This window comes from Corynebacterium sp. (assembly GCF_043426755.1).
Lineage (GTDB): Bacteria > Actinomycetota > Actinomycetes > Mycobacteriales > Mycobacteriaceae > Corynebacterium.
In genome coordinates, this window is sequence record NZ_JBHWRP010000003.1 from 21,764 (window position 1) to 39,800 (window position 18,037).

Annotated in this window: 17 protein-coding genes; 9 read left to right on the forward strand and 8 right to left on the reverse strand. The window is 60.9% G+C overall.

All coding sequences use genetic code 11. The annotated features are described in order from the left end of the window. The first annotated feature begins 12 nt into the window (after positions 1-12). The 6 genes from ACHFGA_RS00515 to ACHFGA_RS00540 are packed head-to-tail and all read left to right on the forward strand — an operon-like array spanning position 13 to position 6,051. A complete protein-coding gene (locus tag ACHFGA_RS00515) occupies positions 13-879 on the forward strand; it encodes an NUDIX hydrolase (protein ID WP_394280525.1) in 867 nt (288 codons plus the stop codon). Continuing rightward, positions 866-2,032, forward strand: coding sequence for an SAM-dependent methyltransferase (locus ACHFGA_RS00520; RefSeq protein ID WP_394280526.1), 1,167 nt, complete (start codon positions 866-868; stop codon positions 2,030-2,032). The genes ACHFGA_RS00515 and ACHFGA_RS00520 overlap by 14 nt, the downstream gene beginning before the upstream one ends. Positions 2,033-2,083: 51 nt before the next feature. Then, the gene (locus ACHFGA_RS00525) at positions 2,084-2,872 is read left to right on the forward strand and encodes an electron transfer flavoprotein subunit beta/FixA family protein (protein ID WP_394280527.1); all 789 of its coding nucleotides are present in this window, start codon (positions 2,084-2,086) and stop codon (positions 2,870-2,872) included. A gap of 8 nt (positions 2,873-2,880) precedes the next feature. Further along, entirely contained in the window at positions 2,881-3,831 is a 951-nt protein-coding gene (locus tag ACHFGA_RS00530; RefSeq protein ID WP_394280528.1) for an electron transfer flavoprotein subunit alpha/FixB family protein, read from the forward strand. Then, complete coding sequence (locus tag ACHFGA_RS00535; RefSeq protein WP_394280529.1) at positions 3,828-4,946, forward strand: cysteine desulfurase family protein; 1,119 nt, start codon at positions 3,828-3,830, stop codon at positions 4,944-4,946. The genes ACHFGA_RS00530 and ACHFGA_RS00535 overlap by 4 nt, the downstream gene beginning before the upstream one ends. 55 nt (positions 4,947-5,001) lie before the next feature. Next, positions 5,002-6,051 (forward strand): glycoside hydrolase family 25 protein, encoded by a 1,050-nt coding sequence (locus tag ACHFGA_RS00540; RefSeq protein WP_394280530.1) that lies wholly within the window; start codon positions 5,002-5,004, stop codon positions 6,049-6,051. On the opposite strand, the gene ACHFGA_RS00545 is transcribed toward ACHFGA_RS00540, so the two are convergent. From ACHFGA_RS00545 to ACHFGA_RS00565, 5 genes are all read right to left on the reverse strand, one after another. After that, entirely contained in the window at positions 6,048-7,094 is a 1,047-nt protein-coding gene (locus ACHFGA_RS00545) for a hypothetical protein (RefSeq protein WP_394280531.1), read from the reverse strand. The genes ACHFGA_RS00540 and ACHFGA_RS00545 overlap by 4 nt on opposite strands. A 21-nt stretch (positions 7,095-7,115) precedes the next feature. Next, complete coding sequence (locus ACHFGA_RS00550) at positions 7,116-8,396, reverse strand: glycosyltransferase (protein WP_394280532.1); 1,281 nt, start codon at positions 8,394-8,396, stop codon at positions 7,116-7,118. A gap of 3 nt (positions 8,397-8,399) precedes the next feature. Then, a complete protein-coding gene (locus ACHFGA_RS00555; RefSeq protein WP_394280533.1) occupies positions 8,400-9,212 on the reverse strand; it encodes an ATP-grasp domain-containing protein in 813 nt (270 codons plus the stop codon). A 12-nt stretch (positions 9,213-9,224) separates the two neighbouring features. Continuing rightward, positions 9,225-10,136, reverse strand: coding sequence for a PIG-L deacetylase family protein (locus tag ACHFGA_RS00560; protein WP_394280534.1), 912 nt, complete (start codon positions 10,134-10,136; stop codon positions 9,225-9,227). A gap of 135 nt (positions 10,137-10,271) precedes the next feature. Next, positions 10,272-11,081 (reverse strand): spermidine synthase, encoded by an 810-nt coding sequence (locus ACHFGA_RS00565; RefSeq protein WP_394280535.1) that lies wholly within the window; start codon positions 11,079-11,081, stop codon positions 10,272-10,274. A 25-nt stretch (positions 11,082-11,106) separates the two neighbouring features. Between ACHFGA_RS00565 and mnmA the strand changes: the two genes are divergently transcribed. Beyond that, positions 11,107-12,186: a tRNA 2-thiouridine(34) synthase MnmA gene (mnmA, locus tag ACHFGA_RS00570; protein ID WP_394280536.1), complete on the forward strand. Its 1,080-nt coding sequence runs from the start codon at positions 11,107-11,109 to the stop codon at positions 12,184-12,186. Here mnmA and ACHFGA_RS00575 read toward each other — a convergent pair. After that, positions 12,160-13,581: a DUF222 domain-containing protein gene (locus tag ACHFGA_RS00575; RefSeq protein ID WP_394280537.1), complete on the reverse strand. Its 1,422-nt coding sequence runs from the start codon at positions 13,579-13,581 to the stop codon at positions 12,160-12,162. The genes mnmA and ACHFGA_RS00575 overlap by 27 nt on opposite strands. A gap of 146 nt (positions 13,582-13,727) precedes the next feature. On the opposite strand from ACHFGA_RS00575, the gene ACHFGA_RS00580 reads away from it, so the two are divergent. After that, positions 13,728-14,612 (forward strand): methionine synthase, encoded by an 885-nt coding sequence (locus tag ACHFGA_RS00580; RefSeq protein WP_394280538.1) that lies wholly within the window; start codon positions 13,728-13,730, stop codon positions 14,610-14,612. Here the strand turns inward: ACHFGA_RS00580 and ACHFGA_RS00585 are convergent. Then, on the reverse strand, positions 14,605-15,279 hold the full coding sequence (locus tag ACHFGA_RS00585; protein ID WP_394280539.1) for a 3'-5' exonuclease: 675 nt from the start codon (positions 15,277-15,279) through the stop codon (positions 14,605-14,607). The two genes, ACHFGA_RS00580 and ACHFGA_RS00585, sit on opposite strands and share 8 nt — an antisense overlap. A 29-nt stretch (positions 15,280-15,308) precedes the next feature. Between ACHFGA_RS00585 and ligA the strand changes: the two genes are divergently transcribed. Continuing rightward, positions 15,309-17,327: an NAD-dependent DNA ligase LigA gene (ligA, locus tag ACHFGA_RS00590; RefSeq protein ID WP_394280540.1), complete on the forward strand. Its 2,019-nt coding sequence runs from the start codon at positions 15,309-15,311 to the stop codon at positions 17,325-17,327. On the opposite strand, the gene ACHFGA_RS00595 is transcribed toward ligA, so the two are convergent. Further along, positions 17,310-17,984, reverse strand: coding sequence for an amino acid-binding ACT domain protein (locus tag ACHFGA_RS00595; protein WP_394280541.1), 675 nt, complete (start codon positions 17,982-17,984; stop codon positions 17,310-17,312). The genes ligA and ACHFGA_RS00595 overlap by 18 nt on opposite strands. Positions 17,985-18,037: the final 53 nt, after the last annotated feature.

Sequence of the window (18,037 nt, forward strand, 5' to 3'; positions counted from 1 at the left end):
GGAGGTGGGTGAATGCACAGATCACGCGGCGCCTTTTCGGCGGACAATGTCGACCGCATCGACCCCACTGAAACTACCGGCTTCAACGGCGGGCGTCTGGCCGCCACGGTGATGCTGCTGCGCGACGGGGACAACGGGCTCGAAGTGTGGGCCCAAGAGCGCGTGCGCACCATGCGGAACTATCCGGGGATGACTGTGTTTCCCGGCGGAGGCGTGGACAGCCGCGATTTCCCGCCCCGGTCCTGGGACTCGGGCGACCTGTGGATGGGGCGCAGCGTGGTCTCCATGGCCCGTCGCCTTGGCCTAAACAAGTACAAGGCGCACGCCTTGGTGTTTGCCGCCGTACGCGAAATCTATGAGGAGACCGGCACGCTGCTGGTGGCCGATTCCGACGGCACCATGTTGTCCGACACCCGACCTTTTTCGGACGCGCGCGACAAGCTCGTCTCCCACCAGGCGTCCCTGACCGACGTGCTGCGCGCCAACAACCTGAAGGTCAACGCCGACAAGCTTGAGCCGTGGGGCCGGTGGGTCGGCCAGTCTGAGGTGGGCAACTGGTTTGACACCTTCTCTTTTGTAGCAACGGTGCCGGAGGGCCAGACCCCGGACGGCGACACCGGGGAGGCCGATGACGCGAATTGGTTCCCTCCCAGCCTGCTCATCGAGGGCTGGCGCGTGGGTCTTGTGCGCTTCGCCGTATCGACGTGGGCACAGCTGCTGGACCTGTCGCGTTTCGAAACCGTCGCCGAGGTCCAGGCCGCGGCGCGCGAACAGGACTTAAGCCCCGTTGTTGGCGACCCCACCCACATCCCGCGCTACGCTGACTTTTTCACCCACACCCCCGTAGACAGAATTGGCAAAATCGGTGGCTTTCACTGACAACGAAATTCGCTTCCTGCGCGAGCACAGCACGCTTATCGACGAGGTCACCGGCGATCTTGACCTGACAAAGAAATCGATGCTGGCCGACCACAAAGTGGCCCGCGAGCACTTCGGTGACTACACCCGTGCCGTCATCGAGCTAGCGACAGCCCGCCGCGCGGGAACTGGAAAGTTCCCGGACCACTGGCTGGTAGATTCCGACACAGCCCAGCAGGCCACACCACACGCCGTTGCGGAATATCGGGCCGCACAGCTCCACGCCACGGGGGCGCGATTAGTACACGACGTGACCTGTTCCATCGGCACGGAAGCCCCACCCATCCTGGAGCGCGGCATGGAGTGGATCGGCAGCGACCTCGACCCACAACGGCTGCACATGGCCCGCCACAACCTCGGCGACCAGGCCTGGCTGCTGCGCGCCGACGCACTGACACCGACCAGCACCGCCGACGTCATCGTCGCTGACCCCGCCCGCCGCGCAGGTGGGCGCCGCATCACCGATCCCGCCCAGCTTTTACCGCCACTGCCTGATCTGCTCAACGCCTACCCGGGCCGCGAACTTGCCGTTAAGTGCGCGCCCGGCCTCGACTACTCCGAGTGGGATGGTTTGGTCAGCGTGGTCAGCGTCGACGGCGCGGTGAAAGAGGCCTGCCTCTACACGCCAGGGTTGGGCACGGGCGATCGTCGTGAAGCGATTATGCTCGGCGCGCGCCAAGAAAAAGTCACCGACCGCGATCCGGACGACGTGGACGTGGCAGCCCCCGGACGCTATATCGTCGAGCCGGACGGTGCCGTGATTCGCGCCGGGCTGGTGCGTGGCTGGGCGGCGCGCCACAGCTTGTGGATGCTCGATGAACACATCGCGTTTGTGTCCGGCGACGCGATCCCGGAGGGTTGGAGCGGATTTCCATTCATCGAGGAGGTGCCGCTGAAGAAGCTTCGCTCGGCTTTGCAAGCGCACGGCGCCGGGAGCGTGGAAATCCTCGTGCGGGGGGTGGACGTTGACCCCGATCAGCTGCGGAAAAAGATGAAACTTAAAGGAAAGAAGCCGATGGCGGTGGTGATCGCTCGGATCGGAAATTCGGCCGCGGCCTTCGTGTGTGGGCCGCGCGAATGGGCGGGGGAGCGTTCTTCCCAACTTTCGGACTAGGCTACTGTAGGGCGTTACAAAATAAAGCAACAATGGAGAGGTGAAGCATTCATGGCCACCATCGTGGTGCTGGTGAAGAATGTTCCGGATACCTGGTCTGAGAAAGTCCTGGAGCCGGACCATACGCTCGATCGCACGAATGTTGATTCGATCATCGATGAGATTAATGAATACGCAGTCGAGACTGCCCTGCAGCTCAAGGAGGCCGGCGATTACCGCGTCGTTGCCCTATCCATGGGGCCTGAGGGCAGCGACGAGGCTTTGCGTAAAGCGCTTGCGATGGGTGCCGATGACGCGATCTTGCTTTCCGACGAGGGCCTGGCCGGCTCCGATGCTGTTGCCACCGCGTGGGCTCTGACCAAGGCGATTAACACCATTGAGGATGTCGTGCTCATCGTCAGTGGCAACCAGTCCTCGGACGGTCAGGGCGGCGTGATGGCCGGCCTGCTCGCCGAGTACCGCCAGATCCCGGCGTTGACCGAGCTCGGCGAGGTGGCTATCGAAGGCGATAAGGTCACCGCCACGCGTTACGACGAGAAGGGCACCTGGCAGCTCGAGGCCCAGTTGCCTGCAGTCCTCTCCGTTTCGGAGAAGGCCGCCAGCCCGCGCTTTCCGAACTTTAAGGGCCTGGCCGCTGCCAAGAAGGCAGAGATCCAGCAGCTGAATCTGGCTGCGATTGGTGTGGATGCGGGCCAGGTCGGCCTGCACAACTCTGCCACCGTCGTGCAGGCCACCACTGAGGTGCCAGCACGTACCGCGGGCGAGATTATTGATTCCGGTTCGCCGGAAGATATTGCAGCTCAGATTGTGTCCAAGCTCGTCGAAAAGAACCTGGTTTAGGAGGCCACATGTCGCACGTATATGTTCTGGTCGAACACAACTCCGGCCAGCTTGACCCTGTTACTAACGAACTGATCACCGCAGCGCGCCCCTTGGGTGTTGTGTCCGCCGTGGTTGTCGGCGAGGCCGGGCAGGCCGAAGCGCTTGCCCCCGCGCTGGCAGAGGCCGGCGCCGCCCAGGTCATTGACGCTACCGCGGAGGATTACAGCCAGCGTTTGATCCTGCCTGAGGTCGACGCCCTGCACGCGCTGGGCGCGGCGAACCCGGCTCCCATCGTCATCGCGGCCACCGCTAGCGGCAATGAAATCGCTGGCCGCTTGGCTGCCCGGCTTGCGTCGGGCGTGCTGCTCGACGTCGTCGGCATCGAGGCCGGCGGCGCTGCCCGCCACGAAATCTTCGGCGGTTCCGTGGTGACCACGGCCGCAGCCGGTGGTGCGTGCCCCGTCTACACTGTGCGCCCAGGCTCCGTGAAGCCGGTGCCGGAGGCGGCAGCCGGTCAGGTGGCGCCGATGCCTCTCCCCACCGCGACGGGCAAGGATGTCGTCGTCACGTCCTTCAGCCCTGCTGAGCGCGGCGATCGCCCGAACCTGAACCAGGCCACCGTGGTGGTCGCTGGCGGGCGCGGTGTTTCAGAGAGCGGTTTCGAAGAGTATGTCGAGCCGCTAGCTGACGCCCTGGGGGCTGCCGTGGGCGCGACCCGCGATGCTGTCGACGAGGGCTGGGCACCCGCGAGTGCGCAGATCGGCCAGACTGGCGTGACCATTTCCCCGGACCTGTACATCGGGCTGGGTGTGTCCGGCGCGATCCAGCACACTTCCGGCATGCAGACGTCCGGCACCATCGTCGCTGTGAATCAGGATTCCGACGAAGCCATCTTCCAGATCGCTGACATCGGTGTTGTGGGCGATGTCGAAGAGATCGTGCCCGCGCTGATCGCGGAGCTCAACAAGCGCAAGTGAGTCACTATTTCGACCACGCGGCCACCACACCCATGCGCCAGTCCGCGATTGACGCATGGGTGGAACATGCTGGCGCTTTAAACCCAGGGGGACAGTATGCCGACGGCCGGCATGCCAATAAGGTTCTGGCCGAGGCTCGCGAGGAAATCGCGCAGCTTTTGGGCGCAGACCCGGTAGAGGTAGTGTTCACTGGCTCCGGTACCGAGGCGGATAACATCGCGATCAGAGGCCTATATCAGGCCTCTAGCCTTGACCGGGTGGTTTCGACGCCTATCGAGCACCCCGCAGCCCTGGAAACTGTGCAGTCCCTTGAGGGGGCGAACGTAGAGTGGCTGCCTGTCGACGAATCCGGGCATGTCTCAGACCTCGCGGCACTTGATCTGCCGGCCGCCGTGGCGACGTGCATGTGGGCAAATAATGAGACTGGTGCCATCCAACCCGTCGAAGAGGTAGTAGCGCGCGCCTCGACTGTCGGCACACCCGTGCATATCGACGCCGTCCAAGTGGCCGGTCGGCTGCCCATCGACTTTCATGCCTTAGGTGCTACGACTTTGGCAATTAGTGCCCACAAATTCGGCGGACCGCGCGGCACGGGGCTGCTGCTGGCGCGACGCTCCCCAGTCCCTGCCGCCACATTGTTTGGTGGGGGACAGGAGCGCGGCATTCGTCCCGGCACCGTTGATGTCGCCTCCGCGGCCGCGACGGCTGCCGCATTGCGGGAGGCGACAGACTCCATGGCCGCCGACATGGAACGGATTGGGACTCTGCGTGATCAGCTCATTTCCGGTGTCACCTCGCGTATCGACGATGTGATCGTAACTACCAGTGAACCAGCGCTTCCGACCCACGCCCACTTCATGTTCGCGGGCGCAGATGGTGACTCGCTGATCATGTTGCTGGATGCTGCAGGGATCGCAGCGTCGACAGGCTCTGCCTGCGCTAGTGGCGTGAATCGGATGAGTCATGTTCTGGAGGCGATGGGGGTGGATGCCCAGACTGGGATGGGGGCCCTGCGCCTCACGTTGGGCCGGACGACCACCGTGGAAGACGTGCGCTTTGTGGTGGACCATATCGCGGACATTGTGGCGAAGGCGCGTGTTGCTGGAAGCTTATAAAGTTACAGGTGTTTCGTAAGTGGCAGATGTGACATAACTCGTTTAGGGTTGACGCATGCGCATTTCCCTTAAGCTGAACTCAGTCATCGTCGCAGTCGCGATGGCCCTTGCCCTAATCGCGGTCCCATTCGCCCCACGTGCCGAAGCGATTGCCAACCCCTTTGCGGCCTCCGGTGTGGACGTCGCTGGCCATCAGCACCCTGGCGGAAACCCCATCAGGTGGTCCACCGTTGCTGCCGACGGCCAGCGCTACGCCTTCGTCAAGGCTACCGAGGGCTCTGACTTCACCAATGACTTCTACGCTCAAGATGTCGAGGCCGCGAATGACGCAGGTTTGCTCACGGGCGCTTACCACTACGCCCGCCCGGCAACGGATCCTCGCTTGCAGGCTGCGCACTTCGCATCTGTCATGGCACAAGCACCAGAGACAAGCCTGCCACCAGTGTTGGATATTGAGGTCTCCGAAGGCCTGTCACCTTCTCAGCTGAGCGGCTGGACCCGGACCTTCCTCACCGAACTGAAGACTTTGACTGGCAAGACCCCGATGATCTACACCTACCGCTACTTCTGGCAGGTCGACATGGGCAATACCAGTGAATTTTCGGAGTATCCGCTATGGCTCGCGGCGTACCAGAACCACGCGCCCAATCCGGTGGGCGGCTGGGATACAGTCTCATTCTGGCAGCGCTCCGGAAACGGCCGTGTCGCCGGTATTGACACCCCGGTGGATATGAACCTGTTCAACGGTAACGATTCGCAGCTGAACTCGTTCTCTGCTGGAAACCTGGCTTCGCCAGGCGGTGTCCTAGAAACTGTTCAGGCACCGGAAAACCCCTCGCTAGAGGTCTTAGGCCAAGACAACACCGCGCTCGTCGCTGCGATCGTCGCCGTAGGTCTGGGCATCGTCGCCTCGCCAGCCTTGCAGGAAGCCGCGCAGTCCGTCGGCTTCGATGCAGAAGACGCTTCGAATATCACTGCCACCGTGGTGGAGCAAATCGAAAGTGGCGCGCTGCCGCTCGACGATCTCGAGAACATGGCAGTCGGCAATTACACCGTGGGCGACCTGCTGATCCTGCTCGAGAACGCAAATAAGGCGATGCGCTAGTTTTCTAGCACGGCCCAGTGCCGATCCGTCATCAGGGACAGGGGAGTCACCGAAGTGTGAAAATCACCGGTGGATCCCACTGCCGTTTCTAGCTGCCTCGGCGTCAAGTCACCCCACAGGCCTAGCGAGAGAGTAATGCGGTCCTGTTCGCTCTCGTCGAAACGCTCCCTCAAACCCGCGGCGATTGCCTCAACCGTCTCCGGCTCTTCGTCCGACAAGCTCGTGTACGCCCACAGGCTGAGGTCGGCGCCGGTGGCCAAGATATCGTCGTAACGGTGGCCGGAGTCGAAGCGATTCTCGCCCGGCGCATCCCAATTAACTCGCGCGTCCATCACTACCTGGTTGCCCGAAGCGTCCTGGCAACGCTCGATCACATCAGTGATGATCCCGGACTGCCAATCATTCAGGGTGTCATCAGAAGTGTTGACCTCACCATCATCGTTGCGGGGAAACTCTGGCTCGCCCGTCATTTCGCGGTAGAGTTGCTCGTCCGCAGAAGAGAAGAACGTATCGCCAATCAGTTCGGTCAACGCAATCGCGTCAGGGGAGTAGCGCTCGTCGACCGCCGCACACATGGACTCGATTCGGTCACCCACCTCGCCTGAGTGCAGCGCAGTCGCCGACGGGAAATCTTCCGACGTCGAGCTATCAGCGAAAGCCCCGACATAATCGGGGTTGGTTTCGACGATCGTTGGGGCCATCACGTCGATCGTGAGGGTCACCGTCCGGTCAGTGTCCGCAGTAAGCGTATCGACGACATCGCGGACCCTGTCTTCGCCAGCCTCCACATCGGCGGCCCAGTACTCTTCCTGGCCGGCGGCGGGAAAACCGATGAAGTCCGAACGCCCCACCCCAACCGTGATCGCGTCGGCGTCGGAAGCGTCGAGGTGCTCGCGCACCTTGGTCCAGTCCACCGAATCGTCGGAGATTGACTCCCACCCGATCCCGATGGTCAGCTCGTTGGCGACCGCTTGGCTTGGAGAGGCGCACGAGGCAAGGCCAAGACCTGCTACGGCGATTGCAGCAATTACGTTTTTACTCAAGTTGTGGGAGCCTCCTCAGGCTTAAGCTGCCACGGCATTCGCGGGCAGTTGCGTGGTGTTCGTATGGGAAATCACGCCTGTACGTTCTGGCTTATTCCAGACTTGCTCTGCATTGGTAATCTCTAAATGCAGCGCCCGGATCATCGTAAACGACATCAGCACGGAATAGAAGGGCCACAGCGGAAGCGCCCACGCATGGCGCAGGTCTCGCAGCGAATTCGACAGCGCCATTGCGATAACCAACAGGATGACGGACAACACCAAACCAGATGCCACCAGCACACCCCACGCCCCGGCCCAGAACTCCCCGGCGGACGTCGCCCACTGGACGTTCTGCAAATCCCAAATAGCCCACACCAGGAGCACAACCTGGGTGATCGGCAGCAGCACCATCGTCGCTACAGAGAACCAGAGGAACGGTCCAAAGGAGCCATAGCGCAAGGTGAACATGCACTTCCAGTGATACCTGAAGCTCTGGAGGAAACCACGTGCCCACCGCACACGCTGCTTGAACAGGGCCTTCACCTTCGATGGCGATTCTGCGTACACCAAAGCGTAGGGCGCGAAGACGACGCGCCAGCTGGTGCGGTGAATTTTCCACGTCAGTTCAAGGTCTTCACCGATTGTGTCCTCACGCAGCGGCCTGCCCGGATCAGTGAGAGCGACCTCGTCCAGGCACGATCGTCGAAAAGCACCGCAATTGCCTGAAATGACGGGCACCACGCGTAAGATATCGAAAGCGCGGCGGACCAAGCCCGTTCCTACGTGTGTAATCAGCGCGAGGAAACAGGTGAGGATGCGGTCCAAGTTAGAAGGGCGGTCATCGCCACATACTGCGCCGACGTTGACGTTGTGGAATGCCTTGAGCATCTCTGGGACGGTATTCGGGGTGAAGACGCTGTCGGCGTCGATAAACATCAAGAATTTGCCGGTCGACTCCCGATACCCATGGTTAAGTGCAGCACCTTTACCCGCGTTCTCCTGGTAAATGTAGCGCACCTTCTCGTGCTCGGCGGCAAGTGCTTCGCCGATCTCGCGGGTGCGATCGGTTGAGCCATCGTCCACGATGACTACGTCCATGTTCTCGTAGCCGGAGCCCAGAATCGACAGCACGCACGCCTCCAGCACCGTTTCCTCGTTGTGGGCAGGCACCACCACAGAGACGGTCGGTTCGTCGTCAAGCACGCCCAAGTTGCCACGGGCTTGCCGACGACGCGCCAAATACTCATGAGCCAAGGACAAAGGCACGAACAGGAGGCGGAACAGCAGCAGCCCCATCGTGAAGATATAGAAAGCCATCATCGGCTACAGCACCTCCGCCAGCAGTGCGTCCAGAATCTCCGGGGCATGGGCAGAGTTTGCGCCGAAGCGCGCGTTAATTTCTAAGAGTAATGGGGTGCCGTCGTCGTTCAGCCGGATATCCATATCCACCGGCCCACGCAGGTTGAACAGGACCGCTACCTGTTTTGCAAGGTCTTCGACGGCGCCGTGCGTAGCCCGCTCCACACCGTCAGCATTGCCTACCCGGCCGTCGCGCAGTTTGGTCTTGCGCAGATTGCTGCACACGATCTCGCCGTCGCGTCCGATGTAGAGCTGCGGGCAGTACTCCTCGCCAGGGGCGAAAGCTTGGCGGATCAGCGCGTCATCACGATCAGGGCCGACCTCCTCAGGCGTATCGACGACGATAACCCCGCGACCGCCGCGAGCTACCCGCGGCTTGACCACATGGGGGAAGTGCGGGAAATCGGCGCTGCCCGTCACTGTCTCAGGCACCGATAGGCCATGGTCCGCGCAGTGCTGGGCGGTGAACCACTTGTCGTGGGCCAACCCGATAGCCAGCGGATCCGACAACACCACCGTGCAGGGCAGCAGTGGGGCCGCGGCGGCGACAAAAGGTAGCTCGTCCTGCACGGTGGGGATGAAGACATCCACGTTGTGCTCTTCGATCACGCGGCGCAGAAAAGGGATCAGTTCCGGCGAATCGGCGCGCGGGCCCTGCAGGACGCCTTCAAGCTCGACCATGTCCACGCCCACAACATCATGCCCGCGCTCGCGCAGCTGTGCGCTTAACGACGAGCCCGCCGGCCCACCAACACCAGTAATGAGAAAAGTAGTCACAAAAATTCTTTCTTAGAGGGGCAGTGGGTCGTTCAAGTTCAGGCGCATCGGCTCGAAGCCTTCCGCGCGGCGCACACGTGCTTGGCGTCCGCGGAATGTGGTGATCGAATCGGTAATCTCGCGCGTCATATACGGCTTTCCGGACTGGTTAGCGTGCGCAGCGATTGCTTCCGCTTTGACGTCCGAATAATCCATGACATCGATGAAGACAGTCGGCTTGAAATCAGTGGTGACGGAGGGGGACTCGAAGCACAGAATCGAGTGATGATTACGCCCAGCCTGCATCACGGCCTGATGCACGGCTAGGTGATCTTGGTGCACTTCGTTCTTCGAATGGGTGAAAATGATATCCGGGTTGTGGTGCACGATGCTCTCTTCAATCACGGCGATCATCTCATTCATGTGCGAATTGAGCGCGCGGTCGGTCATGTGCATGATCCTCAGCGTTGATAAGCCAAGGAAGTTCGCGCCTTCGCGTGCCTCGTCGGGGCGTAACGACGCGTCCCCGCCGTCGGAGCCGTCCGACATGATAATGCCGTGGACCTCGTGGCCGGTATCCACCAGCTTTGCGATCGTCGATCCGCACGCAATCTCCATGTCATCTGGGTGCGCGGCTACGAAGAGGATGCTGGTGCGACGGCTAGGCGCACGCTCCGGGATGCGGAACTCTAGGTTGATGACGGCGAAGGCGGCAAGCGTGAGGATCAAGACCAGCACCGCGGCGACAACCAACCAGCCATTCTCTGTGATCAGGTGAAGGACACTGCAGACGGCTGCGATGAGAAAGCCTGTATTAAGTAGCCACAAGTGTTGCTCCGGCTTTCGGAGAGAGCGCTTGAACGTGCGACGAAAACGCTGGCGGGAAAGCATTCCAAGAGAGACCAAAGAGATCACTAGAACCAGCGTCGAAAGGACTAAAGGCATGGTAATTCTTACCTTGTATATAGATATTATTCAGGACAATCTGGATTGTATCCCTGCCGAAATGACATGTCTACTTGAAATGGCTTAAATGAATAGAGTTTAATCTTGGTTTCATCTAAGTTGACTAAATATGCATTAGCGTGACTTTATATCTCGTCGTGCCGTGCCTTTTGCCGCGAGATTCCGTGCCCAAGCGTGACCCTTAAAATGAGCCGGCACCGCGCCCTGGAGAAGCCGCCGAGTAAGAGCACCCGTATCTTCTAGCGGGTAGTTCGCCCCCAGCAAGATGATGTTGCCGTAGCGGCGTCCCTTCAGCATGGGTGGATCGGCAATGGCTGCCACATGGGGGAACACTTCCAGCATTCCAGCCAGCTCATCTTTGGCATTGGTGAGATCCGCATGCGAACCACAATTGGCCACGTAGAGGCCTTCGTCGGCAAGCGATGCCCGCGCGGCTGCGAAAAACTCGACCGTCGTGAGGCTGCGGGGTGTGGTAGCGCCGGCGAACACGTCGCGGATGAGGATGTCTCTACTTGCCGGATAGAAGTTATCGGTCTCTTCCCGCGCATCGCCGACACGGATCTTCACTGCGGGGGACTTGGGGATGTCGAAAATCTGTCGCACCAGCTGCGCCAACTCCATGTCAATCTCGACGACAGTATTGCGCGAAGCCGGCCACAGGTGCGCGAAGTAACGCGCCAGGGAGCAACCCGCGCCACCCAAGTGGGTCAGCCGCGGCTTCGCTTGTGAAGGGGGCAGCTCCTCGATGGCCGCGACGATCCACCGCATATATTCGAACTCAAGACGCTCCGGATCACCCGGTACATTGTTCGACGAGGGGACCCCGTTGACCAGCAGGGTGACCGACCCGTCGGGTTCTTCCACCACCTCGGCGATGCCAGTATCGATCTCATAAGTCTGGTTTTCCTGCTGTTTTCGGGCCATGGCAACAAAGGGTACACTGCCTGACATGCGTGTTCTTGTAGCTATGTCAGGCGGCGTCGATTCCTCAGTGGCGGCCGCCCGTCTCGTGGAAGCCGGCCACGATGTCGTCGGCGTGCACATGGCGTTGTCCCAGGACGCACAACAAACGCGCGAATCCGCCCGCGGCTGCTGCTCGCTGGAGGATTCGGCCGACGCACGCCGAGTGTGCGACCACCTTGGCATCCCTTTTTATGTGTGGGACTTTTCGGACAGGTTCAAGCTCGAAGTCATCGATAACTTCGTGGAGTCCTACGCCGCGGGCGAAACACCGAACCCGTGCCTGCGCTGCAACGAAAAGATCAAGTTTTCGGCGCTGTTGGAACGCGCCCGGGCACTCGGCTTCGACGCTGTCGCCACCGGCCATTATGCGATTGTCGACGATGAAGGCAACCTACGGCGCTCCGTCGACCCGAATAAGGACCAGTCCTACGTGCTGGGTGTGATGACGCGCGACGAACTTGACCATTGCCTGTTCCCGATCGGGGATACAGAGAAGCCCGAGATCCGAGAGGAAGCGAAGCAACATGGTTTCGCGACTGCCTCGAAGCCGGACTCCTATGACATCTGCTTCATCCCTGATGGAAACACGCAAGCCTTTCTGGGGCGCTCGATCGGTATGCGCCCCGGCATGGTCGTGGACCAAGACGGCACCAAGCTGAAGGAACATGATGGCGCGTTCCAGTACACGATTGGGCAGCGCCGCGGCCTGGACATCAAAGTCCCGGCAGCTGACGGGCAGCCGCGGTACGTCACCGATGTTGATGCAGCCACCGGCACCGTGACTGTGGGGCCACGTTCGGCTCTGCAGGTCAGTCAGATCAAGGCCGATCGCCTCAAAGTGCTGCACCCAGACATGCGCGGTGAATTCGAAGCACACGTGCAGATCCGCGCGCACGGATCAGTCGTCCCATGCTGGGCGCGTATCGACGAGGATTCGATGGTACTGGACTTGAAGGAACCCCTTTCTGGTGTTGCTCGAGGGCAGGCAGCAGTGTTGTACTTGCCAGACCCGGACGGTAAGGGCGATATCGTATTGGGATCAGGCACGATCTGCGGAACGGCTTAACGGGTCGATATCGTCGGTGATGTGGGCAAACCAACTGCGTGATTGTCCCTTGGCCGCGTAACGGATCTGCTGGCCGGGGTTGAGGTACAACCAAGGCGCACAGTTCGTCGCTAACGGCCGATCCCGGTTGACATAGCGTGGTTCGCGGAAGTAGATCTTTCCGTCCTCGACGACAGTCCAGTACTTGTTCTCATTTTCCTTTTTGTCATCGACCTTGCGGTGCGTCCAGGGGGAGATGAAGATGAGGTTGTCCTCGGAAGTTTCTCCACCCATGGCGTAGGCAATCGCATGATGGATTTCACACTGAGCAGCGGGAACGTTGGAACCTGGAGTTTGATCACCTCCCTGAGAGGCAAGCAAGCCTAGGTACATGGCCATGTCCGCGCCCCTTCGCGTGCGTGACAGGTGGAGCAAGTTACCTGTGGTTCCGTCGAGGACCGCTAAGTACCAATGCTTCGCCGCCCCCATTTCTAGGAGCTCCTCGACGCTGACCACGGTGCCGACATCAGTCATGGCAACCCCGTTGAGTGCGGCGAGCTGATCGACGGTCATTGTTGCTACAACCGAAGCGGCCCCACGTTTCGGTGCCATTGGGCCGCCTTGTTCCAAGGCGACCATGAGGGCAGCCTTGAGGGCGTCGTGCTGGCGCTGGACCTTGGTGCGAGTGTCGTCAGCTCCCTCCTCGAGGAGCGCGCCGGGCTTGCCGTAGTCCAAGAACAATCTCTTCAACAGCGTTGCCAATTGGTCGTCCACCTCTCCAAAGAGAGTAGACATGAGATCGGCCTTCTGCTCACCGATGCCGACGCTGCGGCGTGCCTCTCGGTCTTCTTTGTTGGTGCCCATGCCGAGGGCCATGATCATCATTTTGGCGTGAGCCCGGAGCTGATCGGGACGCATGTGCACGGCCATCGCGGCGAATTGGGCTTCGAGAGCGTACCACTCAGGGCTGCGTTCGACATCGCCCAGGATGTCCCGGATGGTTTTGCAGGCATCAAAGCTAATGGCGCCCCGCTGGAAAGCCTCCGTGGTGGCAGGGAAGTTGGGCTCAGCTTCGAGAAACTGTTTCTGGAATCGTGTCGGTTGCGTGACGTCGCGGGCCACGTTGACCATCGTCGATACGCGATGGCTGGTGACTCCCAGAGCGAGGGCTGCAGCGCCGCGGCTCTGGGCATCGGAAAAATCGGCGTTGCCCTGGTCTTCGCAGCGCACGAGCACCACGCAGATGAGTTGGTCAAGAAACTTTTTCAGCGAGCCCACGGATTCGAGGAGCTCTCCGAGATCACCGAAGTCCTCTTCGTCGTTTATGCGCGCGGATAACTCGTTGAGCTCGTGGCCGTACTGGTCAATGAGTGTTGGTGAGTGTTCTAAAGGCGGTTTTTCTAGTGTCTTAAGCATGAGGCCCTCCCGAGAATGCCCTGTTCATGCGGTGTTTTAGGTGTCTTGTGGATGTTTCGTTATCACTATAAAACATGCCTCGGACATGGCCTGACATACCTTCGAAAACGTGTTCGAATCGCCAAAAATTGCTAGGATTGCACACCATGACTTCTTTCGGCCTGGGGGAGATGCCCGGAACAAATTTGGCGCATGCGGCGGATATCGCTTTTTCGGAGACGCCTCTGCCTCATATTCCGCAGCTGCCGGCGCGTGGCCTGGGTTCGGACCTGGTGGGACGCACCGCCTCTCTGCTGCCGATCCATGTGGATCGAGGCCCGCGCTCGTGGCGGGTGACGAAGCGCCCGCAATTGCTTACTCGTCGCGCGGCGGACCAGATGGAGCGGGATTTAGACCTGCTCGAGGAGCTCTGGGCCGGAAAACTCACGCAGATCAAAACACAGCTGGTTGGCCCGTGGACGCTCGCAGCCGAGATCGAGATGGGCAACGGTCACCGCATGCTATCCGACGATGGCGCGCTCGAGGACCTCACCTCCGCACTAATTGAGACGGCGCGGGCGCATATCGACGACCTCACGCGCCGCTTCGACGCCGCCGTCATCTTGCAGCTCGACGAACCACGGCTACCTGAAATCCGCGCCGGCAAGATCAAGGGCACAACGGACTTCGACACGATCAAGGCAGTGCGTGACGACGACATCCTAGGCCGGCTCGACCGTTTCGGGGAGCATCTGCTTCACACCAGTGCGCCGCTTTTCGACGCCGCGTGGCTGACGGTGGACCTCGACAAACTTACTTCCACGGAGGTACTCGACCGGGCTGGTGCCGCGTTGGCGGGAGGTCACAAGTTTGCCATTGCCCCGAAAGAACCGAAGCAGGTAGGAGAATTCGTCGATAAGCTTCAGCTAGACCCGACAAATACCCTGCTGGACGTATATGCCGAGTCGGGGGAGACGTTGCAGGAGACGGCACGGAATTTTGCGCGGGCGCGCGAGTGCGATGAGGTGCTACGCAGGGATTTCCTTAGTTAATCATCGGCCATGAAAGGGAGACGTTTGATGCATCGCGGCCGCGGGACTCGAGGTATTTGCGCAGGTCATCCTGAAGCTCATAGTGCTTGACGGCCTGCTCCTCCATGAGCTTGTCAGTATCAACCTGTGAAAGCTCAGGCCACATCTTGTTCACCTGCTTCCATGCGATGCGCGCGGCAGCCAACGCATCCGACGTAGCCTCGTGAGCATTGCCCAACTCCACCCCATAAAACTCCGACAACGCGGTGAGGGTGCGCTTGCCCTTGCGGTAGCGATCCATCATGCGGTCTATCAGGTACGGGTCGAACACCGGGCCGGTCACTGTGAAATCGCCGGTCAGGCGCCGCAGCACCGTCAGGTCATAAGGGGCGTTGAAAACGACGAGTGTGAGGCCATCCTCCCACCCCTTCTTGATGATCTCGACGGTCTCGGCCAAAACCTCGTCGTGAGGGCGCCCCTCCGCGCGCGCCTTTTCGGTGGAAATGCCGTGGATTTTGGCTGCTTCTTCGGGAATCTCTACGCCTGGATCTGCAAGCTCTTCGCGCGCGTCCACGTTACTTCCGTCGATCTTCACGGTCGCGGAAGTGACGATGCGCGCCTCATTCGGATTGGCTGATGTGGTCTCAAGGTCGAAGGAGAGCATCCGGGAGGCATTAAACGTTGGCATGGGTTCTACTCTAGCTAGACTTGGACGCTGTGACCGAACAATCTGCTGAACTCCGCCGTCAATGGGACGATCTCGCTGAGGACGTCCGCCGCCACCGCGAACTGTATTACAACGGCCAGCCCGTCATCACCGATGCCGAGTTTGACCAGCTCTTTGCCCAGCTTCAGGCGCTGGAAGAAGAGCACCCAGAACTGGCGGTGCCCGACTCGCCGACGAAAGAAGTGGGCGCGCCCGTCTCCGGTGCATTCGACGACGTAGAACACCTCGAGCGCATGATGAGCTTGGACAACGTGTTTAGCGACGAGGAGCTGACCGAGTGGCTGGCGCGCACGCCGGGGCCGTATCTGACCGAACTGAAAATTGATGGACTGTCGATCAACTTGGTGTACCGCGACGGCCAGCTCGAGCGTGCCGCGACACGAGGCGACGGCACCACCGGAGAGGACATCACCGCTAACGCGCGCGTGATCGACGATATCCCGCACAACCTCAGCGGAGACTACCCGCCGCTGGTGGAAGTGCGCGGCGAGGTGTTCATCCGCCCCGAAGACTTCCCAGAGCTGAACGCGCAGCGCATCGAGGAAGGCGGCAAGCCCTTCGCCAACCCGCGTAATACAGCGGCCGGGGGACTGCGGCAGAAGAACCCGGAGGATGTGAAGAAGCGAAAGCTACGCATGATCTGCCACGGCATCGGCGCCCGCGAGGGTTTCGAACCCGCCACCCAGCACGAGGCCTATGAAGCGTTGCAGTCCTGGGGGCTGCCGGTCAGCGAGTACACCAAGCAGGCCACCACAGCCGAAGAGGTGCGGGAGGCCGTGAAGTATTGGGCCGATCATCGCCACGATGCGATCCATGAGATGGACGGTGTCGTCGTCAAGGTCGATTCCATCGCGCAGCAACGCGGGTTGGGTGCGACGTCGCGTGCGCCACGCTGGGCGATCGCCTATAAGTATCCGCCGGAGGAAGTGACCACGAAGCTGCTGGACATCCAGGTGGGTGTGGGGCGTACGGGTCGCGTCACCCCCTTCGCAGTGATGGAACCTGTCTTCGTTTCTGGCTCCACAGTGTCGATGGCCACGCTGCATAACCAGGAGGAAGTGAAGCGCAAAGGCGTGCTCATCGGCGATACGGTCGTGCTGCGAAAAGCCGGCGAGATCATCCCTGAGGTGTTGGGGCCAGTGGCCGACCTGCGCGATGGCAGCGAACGCGAATTCATTTTCCCCACCCTGTGTCCTTCGTGCGGCACGCGCTTGGCACCACAGAAGGAAGGGGACGTGGACTGGCGCTGCCCGAACACACGCTCCTGTCCCGCGCAGCTGGCCAGTCGCTTGGAATACCTCGCCGGGCGCGGAGCTTTCGATATCGAGGCGTTGGGTGAGAAGGCGGCCGCGGACCTGATTCGTTCGGGTGTGCTTATCGACGAAGGCGGCCTGTTCGCCCTGACCGAAGAGGACCTGCTGAAAACCACCCAATACACAACCAAGGCAGGCAAGCTGAACGCCACCGGCAAGAAGCTGCTGGAGAACTTGGTCACCGCACGCGAAGTGGACCTGTGGCGCGTCATCGTCGCACTAAGCATCAGGCACGTCGGGCCCACCGCCGCACGGGCATTGGCCGGGCGCTACAAGTCCATGCAGGCGCTTATCGACGCCCCCGTGGAGGATCTCGCTGAGACCGACGGGGTGGGCGGGATTATCGCGGAGGCATTCAAAGAGTGGTTCACTGTGGACTGGCACCGCAATATCGTCGACGCCTGGGCGAAAGATGGCGTGACGATGGAGGCCGACACCACTGATCAGGCGGAACAGACCCTGGAGGGGCTGACCGTGGTGGTGACCGGTACCTTGGAAAACTTCACCCGTGATTCGGCGAAGGAAGCAATTCTGAGCCGGGGTGGAAAGGCCGCCGGCTCGGTATCGAAGAAGACTAACTATGTGGTCGCCGGGGACAACGCTGGGTCGAAGGAAGATAAGGCGCTCGAACTTGGCGTGCCCATCCTCGACGAGGCTGGGTTCCAGCGACTCTTAGAGTCAGGCGTTGCGGACTAGCGTTCCCACAATCATCCCGAGGTCGCCGATGTGGGCGACCTCGGAGGCGAGGTAACTTGGCCCGCCAATCCGGCCCATGACCAGGATCATGTCGGTGTGGGCAATCGGGGTGGCAGCCAGCGCAGAGTCCAGGATGCCCCAGCCCTCGGGAATCCATTCTTCGACTTCTGCGTCGAGGACTCGGGCCGTTTCTACATGCGCGAGTTCGGGGGAGGACCCGTCGTCGGCGGGGGCAGCCTGGGAAGCAGCGACACGTGTCACTCCCTCTGCGGCTTCCTCAAGGACGATCGCCCATGAGGAGGTCATTGCCTGCGGCATCACGTTGACAAGTTCTTCCATCGCCGCGGGGATGTCGTGGGCGCAGCGTGCCACACGGGACAACATCTTAATTTGGCCGCGCCTGTCCACGCGCCCGGTGAAGGGGCGGATTGAGTCCACTTCGGCTCCAGGGACCGCCCCGACTGCGGTAATCAGACCATCGGCCATGACGTCTTTCGGGAGGGATACGACAATGTCATCAAGTACAGAGCCTTCGTCGTCAAGCGTCTGCACGACATCGACAGACTCAATGTTGGCGTCCAACATGCCAAACGCCTGGGCCAATTCGCCAAGGCTGCCAGGTTCGTCGGGAAGCACGACTCGGATCAGATAAGACATGGCAGCCAATTTACCAGTGCTCCCGACAGAGGAAGATATTCTTTCGTGCCGTA